The 16,728-nt window shown below is 65.1% G+C and carries 13 protein-coding genes; 2 read left to right on the plus strand and 11 right to left on the minus strand.

Annotation, left to right across the window (positions count from 1 at the left end; genetic code table 11):
- The first annotated feature begins 32 nt into the window (after nt 1-32).
- The gene (katG, locus tag XH79_RS21735; protein ID WP_271582861.1) at nt 33-2,192 is read left to right on the plus strand and encodes a catalase/peroxidase HPI; all 2,160 of its coding nucleotides are present in this window, start codon (nt 33-35) and stop codon (nt 2,190-2,192) included.
- Between the two features lie 194 nt (nt 2,193-2,386).
- Here the strand turns inward: katG and pnp are convergent, their stop codons facing one another.
- The 8 genes from pnp to rimP all read right to left on the minus strand — a co-directional run bounded on the left by pnp (nt 2,387) and on the right by rimP (nt 12,772).
- Complete coding sequence (gene pnp / locus XH79_RS21740) at nt 2,387-4,549, minus strand: polyribonucleotide nucleotidyltransferase (protein ID WP_212340196.1); 2,163 nt, start codon at nt 4,547-4,549, stop codon at nt 2,387-2,389.
- Between the two features lie 376 nt (nt 4,550-4,925).
- The gene (gene rpsO, locus XH79_RS21745; protein WP_018644188.1) at nt 4,926-5,195 is read right to left on the minus strand and encodes a 30S ribosomal protein S15; all 270 of its coding nucleotides are present in this window, start codon (nt 5,193-5,195) and stop codon (nt 4,926-4,928) included.
- A gap of 2 nt (nt 5,196-5,197) precedes the next feature.
- A complete protein-coding gene (gene truB, locus XH79_RS21750) occupies nt 5,198-6,316 on the minus strand; it encodes a tRNA pseudouridine(55) synthase TruB (RefSeq protein WP_271582862.1) in 1,119 nt (372 codons plus the stop codon).
- Nucleotides 6,313-6,756, minus strand: coding sequence for a 30S ribosome-binding factor RbfA (rbfA, locus tag XH79_RS21755; protein ID WP_212340200.1), 444 nt, complete (start codon nt 6,754-6,756; stop codon nt 6,313-6,315). The genes truB and rbfA overlap by 4 nt, the downstream gene beginning before the upstream one ends.
- Nucleotides 6,757-6,911: 155 nt before the next feature.
- Nucleotides 6,912-9,626, minus strand: a complete 2,715-nt coding sequence (infB, locus tag XH79_RS21760; RefSeq protein ID WP_271582863.1) for a translation initiation factor IF-2 — start codon at nt 9,624-9,626, stop codon at nt 6,912-6,914.
- A 70-nt stretch (nt 9,627-9,696) separates the two neighbouring features.
- Nucleotides 9,697-10,380: an RNA-binding protein gene (locus tag XH79_RS21765; RefSeq protein WP_271582864.1), complete on the minus strand. Its 684-nt coding sequence runs from the start codon at nt 10,378-10,380 to the stop codon at nt 9,697-9,699.
- Nucleotides 10,381-10,403: 23 nt separating this feature from the next.
- Nucleotides 10,404-12,014: a transcription termination factor NusA gene (gene nusA / locus XH79_RS21770; RefSeq protein ID WP_080133769.1), complete on the minus strand. Its 1,611-nt coding sequence runs from the start codon at nt 12,012-12,014 to the stop codon at nt 10,404-10,406.
- Between the two features lie 2 nt (nt 12,015-12,016).
- Nucleotides 12,017-12,772, minus strand: a complete 756-nt coding sequence (rimP, locus tag XH79_RS21775; RefSeq protein WP_212340204.1) for a ribosome maturation factor RimP — start codon at nt 12,770-12,772, stop codon at nt 12,017-12,019.
- 372 nt (nt 12,773-13,144) lie between these two features.
- On the opposite strand from rimP, the gene XH79_RS21780 reads away from it, so the two are divergent.
- Nucleotides 13,145-14,227 (plus strand): DUF2336 domain-containing protein, encoded by a 1,083-nt coding sequence (locus tag XH79_RS21780; protein WP_212340205.1) that lies wholly within the window; start codon nt 13,145-13,147, stop codon nt 14,225-14,227.
- A 3-nt stretch (nt 14,228-14,230) separates the two neighbouring features.
- Here XH79_RS21780 and trmB read toward each other — a convergent pair whose 3' ends face one another.
- From trmB to XH79_RS21795, 3 genes are all read right to left on the minus strand, one after another.
- Complete coding sequence (gene trmB / locus XH79_RS21785; RefSeq protein ID WP_271582865.1) at nt 14,231-14,944, minus strand: tRNA (guanosine(46)-N7)-methyltransferase TrmB; 714 nt, start codon at nt 14,942-14,944, stop codon at nt 14,231-14,233.
- Entirely contained in the window at nt 14,941-16,098 is a 1,158-nt protein-coding gene (locus tag XH79_RS21790) for a M20 family metallopeptidase (RefSeq protein ID WP_212340211.1), read from the minus strand. The genes trmB and XH79_RS21790 overlap by 4 nt, the downstream gene beginning before the upstream one ends.
- An 87-nt stretch (nt 16,099-16,185) precedes the next feature.
- On the minus strand, nt 16,186-16,599 hold the full coding sequence (locus XH79_RS21795) for a helix-turn-helix domain-containing protein (protein ID WP_008131807.1): 414 nt from the start codon (nt 16,597-16,599) through the stop codon (nt 16,186-16,188).
- Between the last annotated feature and the right edge of the window lie 129 nt (nt 16,600-16,728).

A 16,728-nucleotide genomic window follows, 5' to 3' on the forward strand; every position in this document is an offset into this window, starting at 1 on the left:
GGCGCCGTCGGACGCCACCAGAGGAGGTAATCATGGACGACACTTCGAAGTGCCCGTTTTCGGGCGGAAAACCCACGCGCGTGAACCGCGACTGGTGGCCCACCCAGCTCAGCATCGAGATGCTGCACAAGAATTCCGACCTGTCCGATCCGATGGGCAAGGAGTTCGATTATGCCAAGGAATTCAAGTCGCTCGACCTGAACGCAGTCGTCAAGGACCTCACCGCCCTGATGACGGATTCGCAGGAGTGGTGGCCGGCCGACTTCGGTCACTATGGCGGCCTGATGATCCGCATGGCCTGGCATAGCGCGGGCACCTACCGCATCACCGACGGCCGCGGCGGCGCCGGTGCCGGTCAGCAGCGCTTTGCGCCGCTCAACAGCTGGCCCGACAACGCCAACCTCGACAAGGCGCGCCGTCTGCTCTGGCCGATCAAGCAGAAATACGGTCGCAAGATCTCCTGGGCCGATCTGATGGTGCTCGCCGGCAACGTCGCGCTGGAATCGATGGGCTTCAAGACCTTCGGTTTCGCCGGTGGCCGCGCCGACGTGTGGGAGCCGGAAGAGCTCTATTGGGGTCCGGAAGGCACCTGGCTCGGCGACGAGCGCTACAGCGGCGAACGCCAGCTCGCCGAACCGCTTGGCGCCGTGCAGATGGGCCTCATCTACGTCAACCCGGAAGGCCCGAACGGCAAGCCGGATCCGGTCGCCGCTGCCAAGGACATCCGCGAGACATTCGCCCGCATGGCGATGAACGACGAAGAGACCGTCGCGCTGATCGCCGGCGGCCACACCTTCGGCAAGACCCATGGCGCGGGTGATCCCTCGCTGGTCGGACCGGAGCCGGAAGCAGGCGCGCTGGAAGATCAGGGCCTCGGCTGGAAGAGCAAGCACGCGTCGGGCCTCGCGGGTGATTCCATCACCAGCGGTCTCGAGGTCACGTGGACGACGACACCGACGAAGTGGAGCAACAACTTCTTCGAGAACCTGTTCAAGTACGAATGGGAGCTGACGAAGAGCCCGGGCGGTGCGAACCAGTGGACGGCCAAGGGCGCCGACGCGATCATTCCCGATGCCTTCGACAAGTCGAAGAAGCATCGGCCGACCATGCTGACGACCGACCTGTCGCTGCGCATGGATCCGGCCTACGAGAAGATCTCGCGCCGCTTCCTCGAGAATCCGGCTCAGTTCGCGGACGCCTTCGCCCGCGCCTGGTTCAAGCTGACCCATCGCGACATGGGCCCGATCCAGCGTTATCTCGGCCCGCTGGTGCCGAAGGAAGCGCTGATCTGGCAGGATCGGATTCCGGCCTTGAACCACGAGCTGGCCAGCGACCAGGATATCGCTGCGCTGAAGTCGAAGATCCTGGCCTCGGGGCTGTCGGTCTCCGAGCTGGTCTCGACCGCCTGGGCGTCGGCCTCGACGTTCCGCGGTTCGGACAAGCGCGGCGGCGCCAATGGCGCGCGCATCCGCCTTGCTCCGCAGAAGGACTGGGAGGTGAACCAGCCGGCCCAGCTTTCCAAGGTGCTCGGCAAGCTCGAAGCGATCCAGAAGGAGTTCAGCACCGGTGCGAAGAAGGTCTCGCTCGCGGATCTGATCGTGCTCGGCGGCACCGCCGCGGTCGAGAAGGCCGCCAAGGACGCCGGCGTCGACGTCAAGGTCGGCTTCACGCCGGGCCGCATGGACGCCTCGCAGGAGCAGACCGACGCGGAGTCCTTCGCGCCGCTCGAGCCGCGGGCCGATGGCTTCCGCAACTACATCGGCAAGAAGCATCAGTTCCTGCAGCAGGAAGAAGCCCTCGTCGATCGCGCGCAGCTGCTCAAGCTCACCGGGCCTGAACTGACCGCGCTGGTCGGCGGCCTGCGTGTGCTCGGCGCCAATGCGAACGGCTCGAAGCACGGCGTGCTCACCGCGAAGGTGGGAACGCTGAGCAACGACTTCTTCGTCAACCTGCTCGACATGAGCGCGCAGTGGACGCCGGTTGCCGATGGCACCTATGAGGCACGCGACCGCAAGACCAACGCGGTGAAGTGGACCGGCACCCGCGCCGATCTCATCTTCGGCGCGCACTCGCAGCTCCGCGCCTTCGCCGAGGTCTATGCGACCTCGGACGCCAAGGAGAAGTTCGTCAAGGACTTCGCCAAGGCCTGGACCAAGGTGATGAACCTCGACCGCTACGACATCGCGGCGTGAGGCCTTGCACCTCTCCCGCTTGCGGGAGAGGTGACTTCCCGTAGCCCGGATGGAGCGCAGCGCAATCCGGGACGCCGGTCCCGCATTCCGCTTCGCTTCATGCGGGCTACGGACTGCGGAGAGGCGATACGTCAAACACAAACAAAAAGGGCGGCCTTTCGGCCGCCCTTCGTTTTTCTGGACTGTAGCGAGATCTACTCGCCGGCCGCTTCGCGCGGGGCCTTCTCGCCCTCGCCGCCCTTGTCCTTGCCCTCGAGGTCTTCGCCGGTGGTCTGGTCGACCACCTTCATCGACAAGCGGGTCTTGCCGCGATCGTCGAAGCCGAGCAGCTTGACCTTGACCTTGTCGCCTTCCTTGACGACGTCGGAGGTCTTCTGCACGCGTGCCGAAGCGAGCTGGCTGATGTGGACGAGACCGTCCTTGGAGCCGAAGAAGTTCACGAAGGCGCCGAACTCCATCACCTTGACGACGGTGCCGTCATAGATCTGGCCGACTTCCGGGTCGGACGCGATCGACTTGATCCACTTGATCGCGGCCTTCATGGCCTCGCCGTCGCTGGAGGCGACCTTCACGGTGCCGTCGTCCTCGATGTTGACCTTCGCGCCGGTCTTCTCGACGATCTCGCGGATCACCTTGCCGCCGGTGCCGATCACTTCGCGGATCTTGTCGGTGGCGATCTTGAAGGTCTCGATGCGCGGCGCGTATTCGCCGAGCTCGGCACGGGCTGCGGTCAGCGCCTTGGACATCTCACCCAGGATATGGATGCGGCCGTCCTTGGCCTGGGCCAGCGCCACCTTCATGATCTCTTCGGTGATGCCCTCGATCTTGATGTCCATCTGGAGCGAGGTGATGCCCGCTTCCGTGCCGGCCACCTTGAAGTCCATGTCGCCGAGATGGTCCTCGTCGCCGAGGATGTCGGAGAGAACCGCAAAGCGCTTGTCTTCGAGGATCAGGCCCATCGCGATGCCCGCGGTCGGCCGCTTCAACGGCACGCCGGCATCCATCAGCGCGAGCGAGGCGCCGCAGACCGAAGCCATCGAGGACGAGCCGTTGGACTCGGTGATCTCCGACACCACGCGCGTGGTGTAGGGGAATTCGTGGTGCGGCGGCAGCACCGGGTGGATCGCGCGCCAGGCCAGCTTGCCGTGGCCGATCTCGCGGCGCTTGGTGCCGCCGAGGCGGCCGGTCTCGCCGACCGAGAAGGGCGGGAAGTTGTAGTGCAGCAGGAACGTTTCCTTGTACGTCCCCGACAGCGCGTCGATGTACTGCTCGTCCTCGCCGGTGCCGAGCGTGGTCACGACCATCGCCTGGGTCTCGCCGCGGGTGAACAGCGCCGAGCCGTGGGCGCGGGGCAGCACGCCGACTTCGGCGACGATGTTGCGGACGGTCTTGCTGTCGCGGCCGTCGATGCGCTTGCCGGTGTCCAGGATGTTCCAGCGAACGATCTTGGCTTCCAGCTCCTTGAACACGGCAGCGATGCGGAGCTTGTCGTATTTCGGCTCCTGCCCTTCGGGGAAGTAATGGGCGATCACCTTTTCCTTGACCTTGCCGACCGCGGCGTAGCGATCCTGCTTGACCGGAATGGCGTAGGCGGCGCGCAGCTCCTGCTCGACGAGGCCGAGCATCTCCTTCTCGAGCGCGGCGTTGTCGATCACGGTGACTTCGCGCGGCTCCTTGGCGGCCTTCTCGGCGAGCTCGATGATCGCGTTGATCACCGGCTGGAAGTGGCGGTGACCGAACATCACGGCGCCGAGCATGATGTCTTCGTTCAGCTCCTTGGCTTCCGATTCCACCATCAGCACGGCGTCGGCGGTGCCGGCGACGACCAGGTCGAGCTGGGTGTCGACCATCTCGTCGAGCGTCGGGTTGAGGATGAACTCGTCATTGGCGAAGCCGACGCGCGCGGCGCCGATCGGGCCCTTGAACGGAGCGCCGGAGAGCGTCAGCGCAGCCGACGATGCCACCAGCGCGACGATGTCAGGGTCGTTCTCCATGTCGTGCGACAGCACGGTGGCGATCACCTGGGTCTCGTTGCGCCAGCCGTCGACGAACAGCGGACGGATCGGACGGTCGATCAGGCGGGAGACCAGCGTCTCCTTCTCGGTCGGACGGCCCTCACGCTTGAAATAGCCGCCGGGAATGCGGCCGGCAGCGTAGGTCTTCTCCTGGTAGTCGACGGTCAGCGGCAGGAAGTCGACGCCTTCGCGCGGCGCCTTCGCCGCGACGACGGTGGCGAGCACCACGGTCTCGCCGTAGGTGGCGATGACGGCGCCGTCGGCCTGACGGGCGATCTTGCCGGTTTCGAGCTTGAGAGGGCGTCCGCCCCAGTCGATCTCGACCGAATGCTTATTGAACATAGATGTCTTCTTTCATGGTTCTCGAAAGAAGGGACGGCTCGGAAAAACAAAAACCATGCGCAAGATTGCGGGATGCTGATCGAAGCGGGCGATCAGCGTCCTGCGATCCTGCCATGGTTTTTGGATTTCGGATGGCGTCCATCCTTTCGGGTCATACGGGCGCCTTGCCCGTTGTGCCCAGCCGCCGGATTGCTGCTGGACTGTCAGTCGGCACGAATGCGAACACCGAATTGCGGTCTTCGCCCTTCGTGCCTCGGGTGCTCGCCGTCAACGGCCCGCACCCGACGCGCACGCAGCCTCGATCAAAAACCTTTACACAAATGCTTTCGTTCGAAACCACGCGCGAAAACGCGCGCCGTTGGCGCGCGCAGAGCTCTTAACGACGAATGTTGTGCTTCTCGAGCAGCGCCTTGTAACGCGCCTCGTCCCTCTTCTTCAGGTAGTCGAGGAGCGAGCGGCGGGTCGAGACCAGCTTCAAGAGACCGCGACGCGAATGGTTGTCCTTCACGTGGGTCTTGAAATGGTTGGTGAGGTTGTTGATGCGTTCCGACAGGATCGCGACCTGAACCTCGGGCGAGCCGGTGTCGCCCGCCTTGGTGGCATTCGTCTTGATGACTTCCGCTTTGCGTTCTGCGGCAATCGACATCGTCAATTTCTCTCGTTGCGACCGGGGCTGGCAGTCAGGCCGGTCAGGTTGAACACACGCTTGGGGATGATTTCGCCATTGCCAACTTCGGCAAGCGCCAAAAGACGGCCTGCCACCGTGACATAGACTGTGCCGCTACAAGTGGGCGCATCCCGTCCGCGCAACAAAACGGCTTGGCCCCGATGGAGCCTTGCCGCATCAGCCCGAGTGACGGCCAGTGCCGGGATGTCGTCCAGCGCGGTCTCAACGGGCAAAAGCGCGTCGGCGAGGCTGCCCTCGCCGGACGCGGCTCTATCGCACAAAGCCTCCAACTGATCCAGCGGAATCATGTCGTTTTCGCCAAATGGGCCGACCAGGGTCCGCCGGAGCGCGCAGATATGGCCGTAAGTGCCGAGAATCCGGCCCATATCGCGGGCGAGCGCGCGGACATAGGTGCCCTTGCCGCACTCGGCCTCGAACACGGCCCTGTCGTTATCTGGTTGATCTACAAGGGCTAAATGATGAATCTCGACGGGGCGGGGGGCCAGCTCCACGACCTCGCCGTCGCGGGCGAGGTCATAGGCGCGCTCGCCTTGGACCTTGATGGCCGAATAGCGCGGCGGGATCTGCTCGATCACCCCGGTGAAGCGGGGCAGCAGGGCCAGGATGGCGTCCCGGGTCGGGCGCTGGTCCGAGGTCGCGGTCACCCGGCCCTCGATGTCGTCGGTGTCGCGCTCCTCGCCCCAACACACGGTAAACTGGTAGCGCTTGCGGCCGTCCATCACAAAGGGAACCGTCTTGGTGGCCTCTCCGAGCGCGATCGGCAGGCCGCCGGAGGCGAGCGGGTCGAGCGTGCCGGCGTGTCCCGCACGCTTGGCGTTGAACAGGCGCTTGAGCACGGCGACCGCCTGCGTCGAGGTCATGCCGATCGGCTTGTCGAGCACGACCCAGCCGTGGACGTCGCGCCGGTCGCGGCGAGGCTGGTTGCCCTTCTGCTGCTTGGCGCGCGGATCGTTGTTGACGCGGCGCGGCTCCTGATGCGGCTGGGAATTGCCGCCCATCTCCGCAAAATTATTGTTCTGCACATCGCGCTGATCGGCCTCGTTGCCGTCGATCGTGCCGTGAGCCGGGTCCATCGTCATTGCTCTTCTTCCCGATCCGAATCCGGATCCTGTTCCAAGTCCTGTTCGAGATCCTTCTGCACCGCAGGTGTTCGCAAAAGCTTCTCGATCCGTTCCGCCTCGTCGAATCGTTCGTCGACGCGGAAGCGAATGTCAGGTGCAAATTTCAGGTTAACGCGCCGCGCGACTTCGCCGCGCAGGAATTTCTTGTTGCGCTCGAGCGCAGCGATGACGATCTCGGTGTCGCGTCCACCGAGCGGCATCACGTAGATTGTTGCGAGCTTCAAATCGGGCGACATCCGTACCTCCGGCACGGTGATGATGTGGCCTTCGAGATCCGCATCATGCACGTTGCCTTGCGCCAGAATCTCGGCCATCGCATGGCGAACCTGCTCGCCGACACGCAACTGACGCTGCGAGCCGCCGGGCGCGGAACTTTTTTTCTGGTGGTGGCGGGGCATAGTTTGGAAATCACCTCGTCATGCCCGCGTTTGGGACACGGGCATTGTCATTTGTCCTGTTGAAACGAAGAGGCGCGGATGGCCGGAAAAATCCGGCCATCGCACTCCTGCAATTTCAGCTCAAAAAGATCCGAACGCTTCGGTAAGATTTGGACTTACAGGGAGCGCTGGATCGTCTCCACGCGATAACACTCGATCACGTCACCGGCACGCATGTCGTGATAGTTCTCGAAGGCCATGCCGCATTCCTGACCGGCCTGGACTTCCTTCACCTCGTCCTTGAAGCGCTTCAGCGTCGACAGCTTGCCTTCGTGCACGACGACGTTGTCGCGGATCAGGCGCACATTGGCGCCGCGTTCCACGGTGCCGTCGGTGACGCGGCAGCCGGCGACCTTGCCGACCTTGGAGATGTTGAAGATCTCCAGGATCTCGGCATTGCCCAGCATGGTTTCGCGCAAGGTCGGCGCGAGCAGGCCGCTCATCGCCTTCTTCACGTCGTCCACGAGGTCGTAGATGATGTTGTAGTAGCGGATCTCGATGCCGTTGCGCTTGGCGGCCGCAGCGGCCTCCTTGTTGGCGCGAACCGAGAAGCCGATGATCGCGGCGTTAAAACCTTCCGCCAGCGTCACGTCGGATTCCGAGATACCGCCGACGCCGGCATGCAGGATGCGGGCGGCGACTTCGTCGGTGCCGAGCTTCTCCAGCGAGCCGAGAATGGCTTCCAGCGAGCCCTGCACGTCGGCCTTGACGATCAGCGGGAATTCCTTGCGGCCCGCCGTCTTCAACTGCGACATCATCTGCTCGAGCGAGCCACGCATGCCGGAGATCGAGGCAGCCGCATTCTCGCGCTTCTGGTGCGCGCGGTAGCTGGTGACCTGGCGGGCGCGGGCTTCGTTCTCGACCACAGCGAGACGATCGCCGGCTTCCGGCGGACCGTTGAAGCCGAGCACCTCGACCGGTACCGAGGGACCGGCCTCCTGCACCGTCTCGCCCTGATCCGAGATCAGCGCGCGGACGCGACCCATCTCGGCGCCGGCGACGATGATGTCGCCGACACGGAGCGTGCCGCGCTGGACCAGCACGGTGGCGACCGGACCACGGCCGCGATCGAGCTTGGCTTCGATCACGGTGCCTTCGGCCGGACGCTCCGAATTGGTCTTCAGGTCGAGGATTTCGGCCTGGAGCGCGATCATCTCGAGCAGCTTGTCGAGATTGGTCTTGTTCTTGGCGGACACTTCGACGTCGACGACTTCGCCGCCGAAGGATTCCACCTGCACCTCATGCTGGAGCAGCTCGGTGCGCACGCGCTCCGGCTTGGCATCGGGCTTGTCGATCTTGTTGATGGCAACGATGATCGGCACGCCTGCCGCCTTGGCGTGATTGATGGCTTCGACCGTCTGCGGCATCACGCCGTCATCGGCCGCAACCACCAGCACGACGATGTCGGTGACCTTGGCGCCGCGGGCGCGCATCGCGGTGAATGCGGCGTGGCCGGGCGTGTCGATGAAGGTGATCTTCTTGCCGGTTTCGGGCGAGGTCACCTGATAGGCGCCGATATGCTGGGTGATGCCGCCGGCTTCGCCGGAGACCACGTTGGCATGACGGAGCGCATCGAGCAGCGAGGTCTTGCCGTGGTCGACGTGGCCCATCACGGTCACGACAGGCGAACGGGTCTCAGTGTCGGTGGAATCGTCGACCTGGTCGAACAGGCCTTCCTCGACGTCGGAGGCGGCAACGCGCTTGACGGTGTGACCGAGCTCCTCGGCGATCAGCTGCGCGGTGTCGGCGTCGATCACGTCGGTGATCTTGTGCATCGCGCCCTGCTTCATCAGCATGCGGATGACGTCGACTGCGCGCTCGGCCATGCGGTTGGCGAGTTCCTGGATGGTAATCGCTTCCGGAATCGTCACCTCGCGGATGAGCTTTTCCTTCGGCTCGTTCGAGGCGTGGCCCTTCAGGCGCTGGGTGCGGCGGCGGAACGAGGCGATCGAGCGCTCGCGCACCTCGTCGGCATTGAGCGCGGTGACGACGGTGAGGCGACCGCGTTCCTTCTGCGGGCCGGGCTTGTGGGTCGTCTTGGGGGCTGCCGCAGGACGCGCAGCGCCGCCGGGACCGCGGCGGATCTGGCGCGGACCATCGTCCTCGTCCGGTCCGGCTGCGACTGCGGGGGCGCGACCCAGCGGGCCACCGCCGGCCGGCCGTTGCGTGGTCGTTCCGGGGCGCGCGGTCGTTGTTCCCGGACGTGCCGTCGCGGGGGCGCCGGGACGCGCTGCGGGCGCGCTGGTGGGACGCGGCGCGGGAGCGGCCGGGGCCGCAGCCGCCGCAGGGCGGGGAGCGGACGGCTGCTCACCTTCGCCAAAGCGCTTCTTGGCCTCGGTCTCGGCCTTCCGCTTGGCTTCGTCCTCGTGACGATGGCGCTCTTCCTCGGCCTTGCGGCGCGACTCGGCGGCCTCGCGCTCGGCGCGTTCGGCGGCCTCGCGGACGGCGCGGCGCTGGGCCTCTTCCTCGGCCTGGCGGCGCTCTTCGACTTCGCGCACCTTGGCATCGGCCAGCGCGCTGGCGCGGGCGGAACGTTCGTCCTCGGTCAACGTGCGCAGGACCACGCCGGAACCGGCATTGCGCGGCGGGGGCGGCGGAGCAGGGCGCGACGGAGCAGGCGCGGCCGGTGCCGGCTTTGCAGCAACCTCAGGCGCGTGCGGCTCGGGGCCGTCACCAATGCGGCGCTTGCCGCGCTTCTCGACCACGACCTGCTTGCTGCGGCCATGGCTGAAGCTCTGGCGCACGGTACCCGTTTCGACGCGCGGCTTGAGCGATAGCGTCTTGCTCGGAACGCTCAGCTTCTTGTCGCCAGGGGTCTTGGTATCAACCATTCAGCAGTCCTAATCCTGATTTATCAGTGTTGTGCGTTGCCGCACCGTCAGATCGGTTCGTCGTTGTCTCTCAGAAATCCTGGCCGTGCTTTTCGGCAGTCTTGTCATCGTCCGCCATCCGGTATCGGACCAGCATCTGGCTACGTGACAGGAATGACCTGCTCGCCGGGCCCGCGAGCAGCGCAGCATGTATCACATTTGACCGGGTCAGTGCCAAATCCAATTCTAACGATTTCAGTGCGGTAATGACGGGAATCTGCGGCTTGGCGCCGCGATTTCCGGCATTTTGACGCGCCAGCATGTCCAATTTGCGGATTCCGTCCGCAGCCCCGTCACTGGCGTGGATCAGGACCTCGGCCGTGCCTTCCCGCAGGGCGCTCTCGACCTTGCCGAAGCCGGCCACGACCTGGCCTGCCTTGGCAGCGATCCCAAGGGCTTCCGTCACGCTCCTGACGAGGAGCGCCTCGATGTCGGCGGGAAGCGTCTGGGGAACGCGCAGCTCGCGCTTGAAGGCCTTGCTAAATTGGTGACGCCGCACGGCTTCCGCAACCACCTCGCGCGAGGCGGTGACCCACATGCCGCGTCCGGGCAGCTTGCGCTTGAGATCGGGAACTATGTCGCCTTGCGGCGAGACGACGAAACGGATCAGCTCGTCGATCGGCCGGACTTCGCGACTGACCGCGCACATCCGCATGGTCGCGGACCTTTCGGTCCGCGGTCCATGGTCGAGTTCGGGGTCAGTATCTGCGAGCATCCGGGCGACATTCTCCTTAGCCCTTAAGCCGGCTGATCTTCGGTCGCTTCAGCCTCTTCAGCGGGCTTGGCGAGATCGGCCTCGGTGATCCAGCCGGCCTTGACGCGGGCCTGCATGATCATCGCCTCGGCATCGTCACGGGAGATGTCGATACCGTCGAGCGCGCCCGGATATTTGGTCTGCTCGCCGCCTTCCTTGCGCTCGGTCCAGCCGACCAGATCGTCGGTGGCGCAGCCGGCGAGGTCGTCGACGGTCTTGATATCGTTCTCGCCGAACTTCACCAGCATCTTCGAGGTGACGCCGGGCACGTCCTTGAGGGCATCCTCGACACCGAGCTCCTTGCGCCTCGCCTCGAGCTCGGCTTCCTGCTGCTCGAGATATTCGCGGGCGCGGTTCTGGAGCTCCTGTGCGGTCTCCTCGTCGAAGCCCTCGATGCCGGCGAGCTCCTTGACGTCCACCATGGCGAGCTCCTCGACCGAGGTGAAGCCTTCGGACGCGAGCAGCTGGCCGACCACCTCGTCGACGTTGAGCGATTCCATGAAGACGCGGGTGGAGTTCTCGAAGTCGGCCTGGCGGCGCTCCGATTCTTCCTGCTCGGTCAGGATGTCGATGTCCCAGCCGGTAAGCTGCGAGGCCAGACGCACGTTCTGGCCGCGGCGGCCGATCGCCAGCGAGAGCTGGTTGTTGGTGTCGGGGACGACGACCTCGATGCGCTCGCGGTCTTCGTCGATGACGACCTTGGAGACTTCGGCCGGCGCCAGCGCGTTGACCACGAAGGTCGCGATGTCGGGCGACCAGGGAATGATGTCGATCTTCTCGCCCTGCAGCTCGTTCACCACGGCCTGCACGCGCGAGCCGCGCATACCGACGCAGGCGCCGACCGGATCCACCGAGGAATCCCGGGAAATCACGCCGATTTTCGCGCGCGAGCCGGGATCGCGAGCGACCGCCTTGATCTCGACGATGCCGTCATAGATCTCAGGCACTTCCTGCGCGAACAGCTTCGCCATGAACTGCGGATGGGTACGGGAGAGGAAGATCTGCGGGCCGCGCGTCTCGCGGCGGACGTCGAAGATGTAGGCGCGGACGCGGTCGCCGTTGCGGAACACTTCGCGCGGCAGCATCTCGTCGCGGCGGATGATGGCTTCACCGCGGCCGAGATCGACGATCACGCTGCCATATTCGACGCGCTTGACGACGCCGTTGACGATGTCGCCGATGCGGTCCTTGAATTCCTGGTACTGCCGGTCGCGCTCGGCCTCGCGCACCTTCTGCACGATCACCTGCTTGGCAGACTGCGCGGCGATGCGGCCATATTCCAGCGGCGGCAGGGTGTCGGCGATGGTGTCGCCGACCTGGGCGCCGGGATTGGCGCGCTGCGCATCGACCAGCGAGATCTGGTTGGAGTGATTCTCGACCTTGTCGACGACCAGCATGTGGCGCGACAGCCGCAGCTCGCCCTTCTTCGGGTCGATCTCGGCATGAACGTCAGTCTCGCTGCCGTAGCGGGCCCGTGCGGCCTTGGCGATGGCGTCCTCCATCGCCGCGATGACGATGCCGCGGTCGATCGATTTCTCGCGGGCAACGGCATCGGCGATCTGAAGCAATTCAAGTCGATTGGCGCTGACTGCCATGGCTAGTCTCCTTGGTCAGGCTCGAACTCGCCGCGCCGCGCGCGCTCGGCGGCAAGGCGATGTTTCTTGGTATTGGTCGGGGCCGGCTTCTTTTTCGGCTTGGTGTTCTTGGTGGTTTTTTCGCTGATTTTCGCGTGCGGCGCCTGCGGCGGCGCGAGGCCGAGATCCCTGCGCATCTGGCGCTCTTCGGCCTTGCCGCGGCGCATGGATTCGGCGATCAGCTCGTCGGTCAGCACCAACCTAGCCTCGCCGATATCCTCCATGGTCAGGAGAACGTCGGCATCGTCGCTCGCCTTGACGTCGTCGCGATGCAGATGGACGCGGTCGCCTTCGACGGCGCCGAGCGTGCCGCGGAACCGCTTCCGTCCCTCATGCGCGACCGCCATCTCGACCTTCACCAGATGGCCGGAATAACGCTCGAAATCGGAGCGCCGCACCAGCGGGCGGTCGATTCCCGGCGAGGAGATCTCCAGCCGGTAGGCGCGATCGATGGGGTCGGCGACATCAAGTACGGGCGACAGCGCCCGCGAGATCGCCTCGCAATCCTCGAGCTGCATCGAGCCGTCCGGCCGTTCGGCCATGATCTGCACGGTGCAGCCGGCTTCCCCGGAGATGCGGATCCGGACCAGGCGGTAACCCATGCCCTCGAGCACGGGAGCCGCGACAGCAGACACCCGTGCCGCCACGCCAGGCTCGACCACGAGCCTCGGCTCGGCCAGCAGTTCGGCATCGGTGGAACCAGTGTTCGGTTCGGTCATATCAGCGGTCAAGGCGCTCGTTGGTTAACGCTTGGGTTAAGGCTTGGTTAAGACTTCAAAGCCTGCTTCGGAACTCTCCCGACAGCGCGTCGGGCCGGATCTTCCGCCAACCCGCGTTCAGGTAATAAAAAAGAGCGGGTCCTTTCGGGCCCACTCTCACTACGCGGATCGTATGAGAAGATGAATTGGCGCTGATATAGCCCTTTCTGCCCTCCCGGACAAGGCCCATCGCTGGGGCTACAAGGCTTTTTGCGCCCGGTTTGTGGCCTTCGGCGCAACGCTTCCTTCATTTCCGAGGCCTAAATTCCCTGATTGTGGGGCGGCTTGGACCTAGGGCGCACCCGCGGCGTGCCCTGTACGAGTTTGCGTTTCATGACCGCTGCCACGTCGCTCATTCCTGGACTGGACGCTATCGTCAAGCGCGGCGACCCCCGCCGTCGCGGCGAGATCGCGCGTGCCATCGCCGGGCTGTTCTTCCAGGATCCCACGAGGCTCGGTCCCGAGCTCATCGATCTCTTCGACGATCTCTTGATCGATCTCGTCCCGCATGCGGAGCTCACCTCGCGCGTCGATCTCGCCGAGCGCTTCTCGCGCCTGGACAACGCGCCGCCGCATCTGGTGAACCAGCTCGCGCGCGAAAACGAGATCATGGTGGCGGGACCCGTGCTGCGCCGCTCGCCCGTGCTCGATGACGCCGCTCTCGTCGAGATCGCGCGGCTGAAGGGACAGGGTCATCTGCTGGCGATGACGGAGCGCCCCGTCCTGCCGGCCGTCGTCACCGACGTGCTGGTCGAGCGCGGCGATCGCGATGTCGTGCGCCGCGCCGCGGGCAATGCCGGCGCAGTGTTTTCACCGGGCAGCTATTCCGAGCTGATCAAGCGTTCCGCGCAGGACGGCGTGCTGACGCTCAAGATCGGCCAGCGCAGCGATCTCTCCGGCGAGCACCTGAAACAGCTTCTCGACGGCACGCTCGACGTCATCCGCCGCCGTCTCTCCACCGTGGTCAATCCCGTGCGCCAGGTCGAGATCAAGCGTGCGATGGCGGCCATCGAAGAGGCTGCGCTACCGCCGGGACCGCGACGCGATTTCTCCGCGGCGCAGCGCACTGTGCTCACCTTGCACCGCGAGGGCCATCTCGGCGAGAGCGCGCTGCTTGGCTTCGCCAAGGCGCACAAATACGAGGAATCGATCGCCTCGCTCTCGGCGATGGCCGGCATCCGCATCTCGATCCTCGACCGTCTGATCGCGGGCGACCGCTACGATCCGATCCTGATCCTCGGCCGCGTGCTCAATCTCGGCTGGCCTACGGTGCGCGCACTGATCCTGCTCTGGTATGGCCCCAATCGCACACCGGCCGATGCCGACATCGAGGCCGCGCGGATGAACTTCACGCGCCTGATGCCGACCACGGCCGAGCGCGTCGTGAATTTCTGGCGCAACCGGCAGACGATCTAGTTTCTAACCGACCCGCCTGAACCGCAGATAAGCCGCCTTGCGGCCTTCGCGCGCCGCCTTCCGGCCGTAGCGCGTCATGGTGTAGCCGGGCCATGGCTGCCGGAAATCGTCGGCGCGCTCCGCGAGCCAGACGAAGTCCGACGAGCGCGCAAGATGCGACAGCGTCCAGGCGCAGTAATCGTCGATGTCGCAGACGAAGCGGAATTCGCCACCCGGCTTCAGCACCCGCGCCATCGCTGCGATCGTCCTGTCCTGGACGAAGCGCCGCTTCCAGTGCCGCCGCTTCGGCCAGGGATCCGGATGGATCAGGTCGATCCGCGACAGCGAAGCCTTCGGCAGCCAGGCCAGCAGCTCGGCGGCGTCGCCGGCGAACAGGCGGATGTTGGCGATGTTCGCAGCTTCGATCTGTGCGAGGATCTTCGCCATGCCGTTGACGTAAGGCTCGCAGCCGATGAAGCCGGTCGTGGCGAAAGCCTGCGCCTCGGCCGCGAGATGCTCGCCGCCGCCGAAGCCGATCTCGAGCCGCACGTCATCGGCCGCGGGATCGAAGATCTCGCTTGCATCAGCCGGCTTCTCGCCCTCGATGTCGAGTGCAAGATGCGGCAGCAGATGATCGATCAGCCCGGCCTGGTGCTGCCTGAGCTTGTGGCCCTTGCGGCGCCCGAAGAAGGCGCGCTCGCTGTCGTCGCGATCGGGGTCTGACTTGCGCTCGCTCATCGCAGCGTCTGATACAGCCGGTAGAGCAGCCGCGCGCGCGGTTCGAGCGACGAGACATAGAGCTGCTCATAATGGGTGTGCGCGCCCTTGCCGTCGACGCCGAGCCCGTCGAGCGTGCCGGTGTAGGGCGCGGTGAAATTGCCGTCCGAGCCGCCGCCGGTATAGGTGTCGATCAGCTCGAAGCCGATCTCCGAGGCGAGCGCCTTGGCGTGCTCGTAGAGCGAGGCGCCTGCATTGCCCTTCTCGTAGGGCGGACGATTGAGCTCGCCCGTGACCGTGACGGTGACGCCCTCCGTCTTCGATTTCAGCCCGAGGATCTTGCCGACGAATTCGTCCGCGTCGGTGAAGCTCGGAACGCGCAGGTCGATTTCGGCATAGGCCTCTTCCGGCGTCACGTTGGGGCGCGTGCCGCCGCGCACCACGCCGACATTGACGGTGACACCGCGCTTGAGGTCGTTCATTCCCTCCAGCGCATGGATGATATTGGCGAGCTCGCGGATGGCGCTGCGGCCGTCTTCGGGCCGCGAGCCAGCATGCGCGGGCACGCCCTTGATGAACACCTCGAAGCGTCCGACGCCCTTGCGGCCGGTGACGATCTTGCCGCCGTCGCGCGCCGGCTCCGTCACCAGCACGTATTTGGCCTTGCGTCCTTCCTGCTCGATCAGCGCGCGCGAGGTGGGGCTGCCGATCTCTTCGTCGGAGGTGAACATGTGGGTGATGCCGAGCGGCGGACGCTTGCCGTCGGCGCAGAGCGCAGCGAATGCGTGATGGGCGATGTAGGCGCCGCCCTTCATGTCGTAGATGCCGGGGCCGAACGCGCTGTCGCCCTCGACCTTGAACGGCAGGCGCTCGATGAAGCCGAGGGGGTGCACGGTGTCGAGGTGGCTCAGCACCAGGATGCCCGGCTGCTCCTGCCCCCATGTCGAGCGGGCCAGAAGATGATCGCCGCAGCCGTCGACGCCGGCGATGCGCTCGAGCGTGACGGGCAGATCGCGGTGTTGATCCGCGACCAGTGACACGAGTTTGTTGACCTGCTCAGGCGCCTCGGTCGGCGTCTCGATCTCCACCCAGCGCCGGATGCCGTCGAGAATAGTTTGGGTATCAAACCAGTTGGAGTTCGTCATGGGCGCATCTATGCCTTTGAATCGCATCATCCGGGAGGGCGCGCGTCAACGCGCGGCCGCAAATGACGACATAGGCCAGATTTGGCGCAGCCTCAAATCGGATTGAGCTGGTGCGCCTCAGCGCTTGTCGGGGCCTTCGCGGGCCGCGATCTGCTCGACGAGATCGACGATCGAGCGGCGCATCTTCGAATCGGTGATTCGGGTGAACGCCTTGGTCAAGGCGAGACCTTCGGAGGTCGCGAGGAAGTCGGAGACGTAGGAGGGCGAAGCACCTTCAGCGAAGCCGTCCGGGCCGGCCACACCGCTCGGGCCGCCCTCGAACAGGAACGACACAGGCACCTGGAGAATCTCGGCAATCTGCTGGATGCGGCTCGCGCCGACCCGGTTCGTGCCCTTCTCGTATTTCTGAATCTGCTGGAACGTCAGGCCCAAAGCTTCGCCGAGCTTTTCCTGGCTCATGCCCAACATGATGCGGCGCATGCGCACGCGGCTGCCGACATATTTGTCAACAGGGTTGGGCGCTTTCGACATTTCCTCAGCCTCCAAACACCACCCTCAGCGCAATCGACCGGAATGCCTCAGGTGCCAGCAGCGTAAAAATCAAACCCTGTTATTGGGAAACATTGCGGAGAAATTTAGCAATGCCCACTGTCTTTCGCA

This window comes from Bradyrhizobium sp. CCBAU 45389, assembly GCF_028128625.1.
Classification (GTDB): Bacteria; Pseudomonadota; Alphaproteobacteria; order Rhizobiales; family Xanthobacteraceae; genus Bradyrhizobium; species Bradyrhizobium liaoningense_B.

Coding starts and splice junctions, on each gene's coding strand:
- katG (WP_271582861.1), top strand. CDS start 33: ATGGACGACACTTCGAAGTGCCCGTTTTCGGGCGGAAAACCCACGCGC.
- pnp (WP_212340196.1), bottom strand. CDS start 4,549: ATGTTCAATAAGCATTCGGTCGAGATCGACTGGGGCGGACGCCCTCTC.
- rpsO (WP_018644188.1), bottom strand. CDS start 5,195: ATGTCGATTGCCGCAGAACGCAAAGCGGAAGTCATCAAGACGAATGCC.
- truB (WP_271582862.1), bottom strand. CDS start 6,316: ATGACGATGGACCCGGCTCACGGCACGATCGACGGCAACGAGGCCGAT.
- rbfA (WP_212340200.1), bottom strand. CDS start 6,756: ATGCCCCGCCACCACCAGAAAAAAAGTTCCGCGCCCGGCGGCTCGCAG.
- infB (WP_271582863.1), bottom strand. CDS start 9,626: ATGGTTGATACCAAGACCCCTGGCGACAAGAAGCTGAGCGTTCCGAGC.
- XH79_RS21765 (WP_271582864.1), bottom strand. CDS start 10,380: ATGCTCGCAGATACTGACCCCGAACTCGACCATGGACCGCGGACCGAA.
- nusA (WP_080133769.1), bottom strand. CDS start 12,014: ATGGCAGTCAGCGCCAATCGACTTGAATTGCTTCAGATCGCCGATGCC.
- rimP (WP_212340204.1), bottom strand. CDS start 12,772: ATGACCGAACCGAACACTGGTTCCACCGATGCCGAACTGCTGGCCGAG.
- XH79_RS21780 (WP_212340205.1), top strand. CDS start 13,145: ATGACCGCTGCCACGTCGCTCATTCCTGGACTGGACGCTATCGTCAAG.
- trmB (WP_271582865.1), bottom strand. CDS start 14,944: ATGAGCGAGCGCAAGTCAGACCCCGATCGCGACGACAGCGAGCGCGCC.
- XH79_RS21790 (WP_212340211.1), bottom strand. CDS start 16,098: ATGATGCGATTCAAAGGCATAGATGCGCCCATGACGAACTCCAACTGG.
- XH79_RS21795 (WP_008131807.1), bottom strand. CDS start 16,599: ATGTCGAAAGCGCCCAACCCTGTTGACAAATATGTCGGCAGCCGCGTG.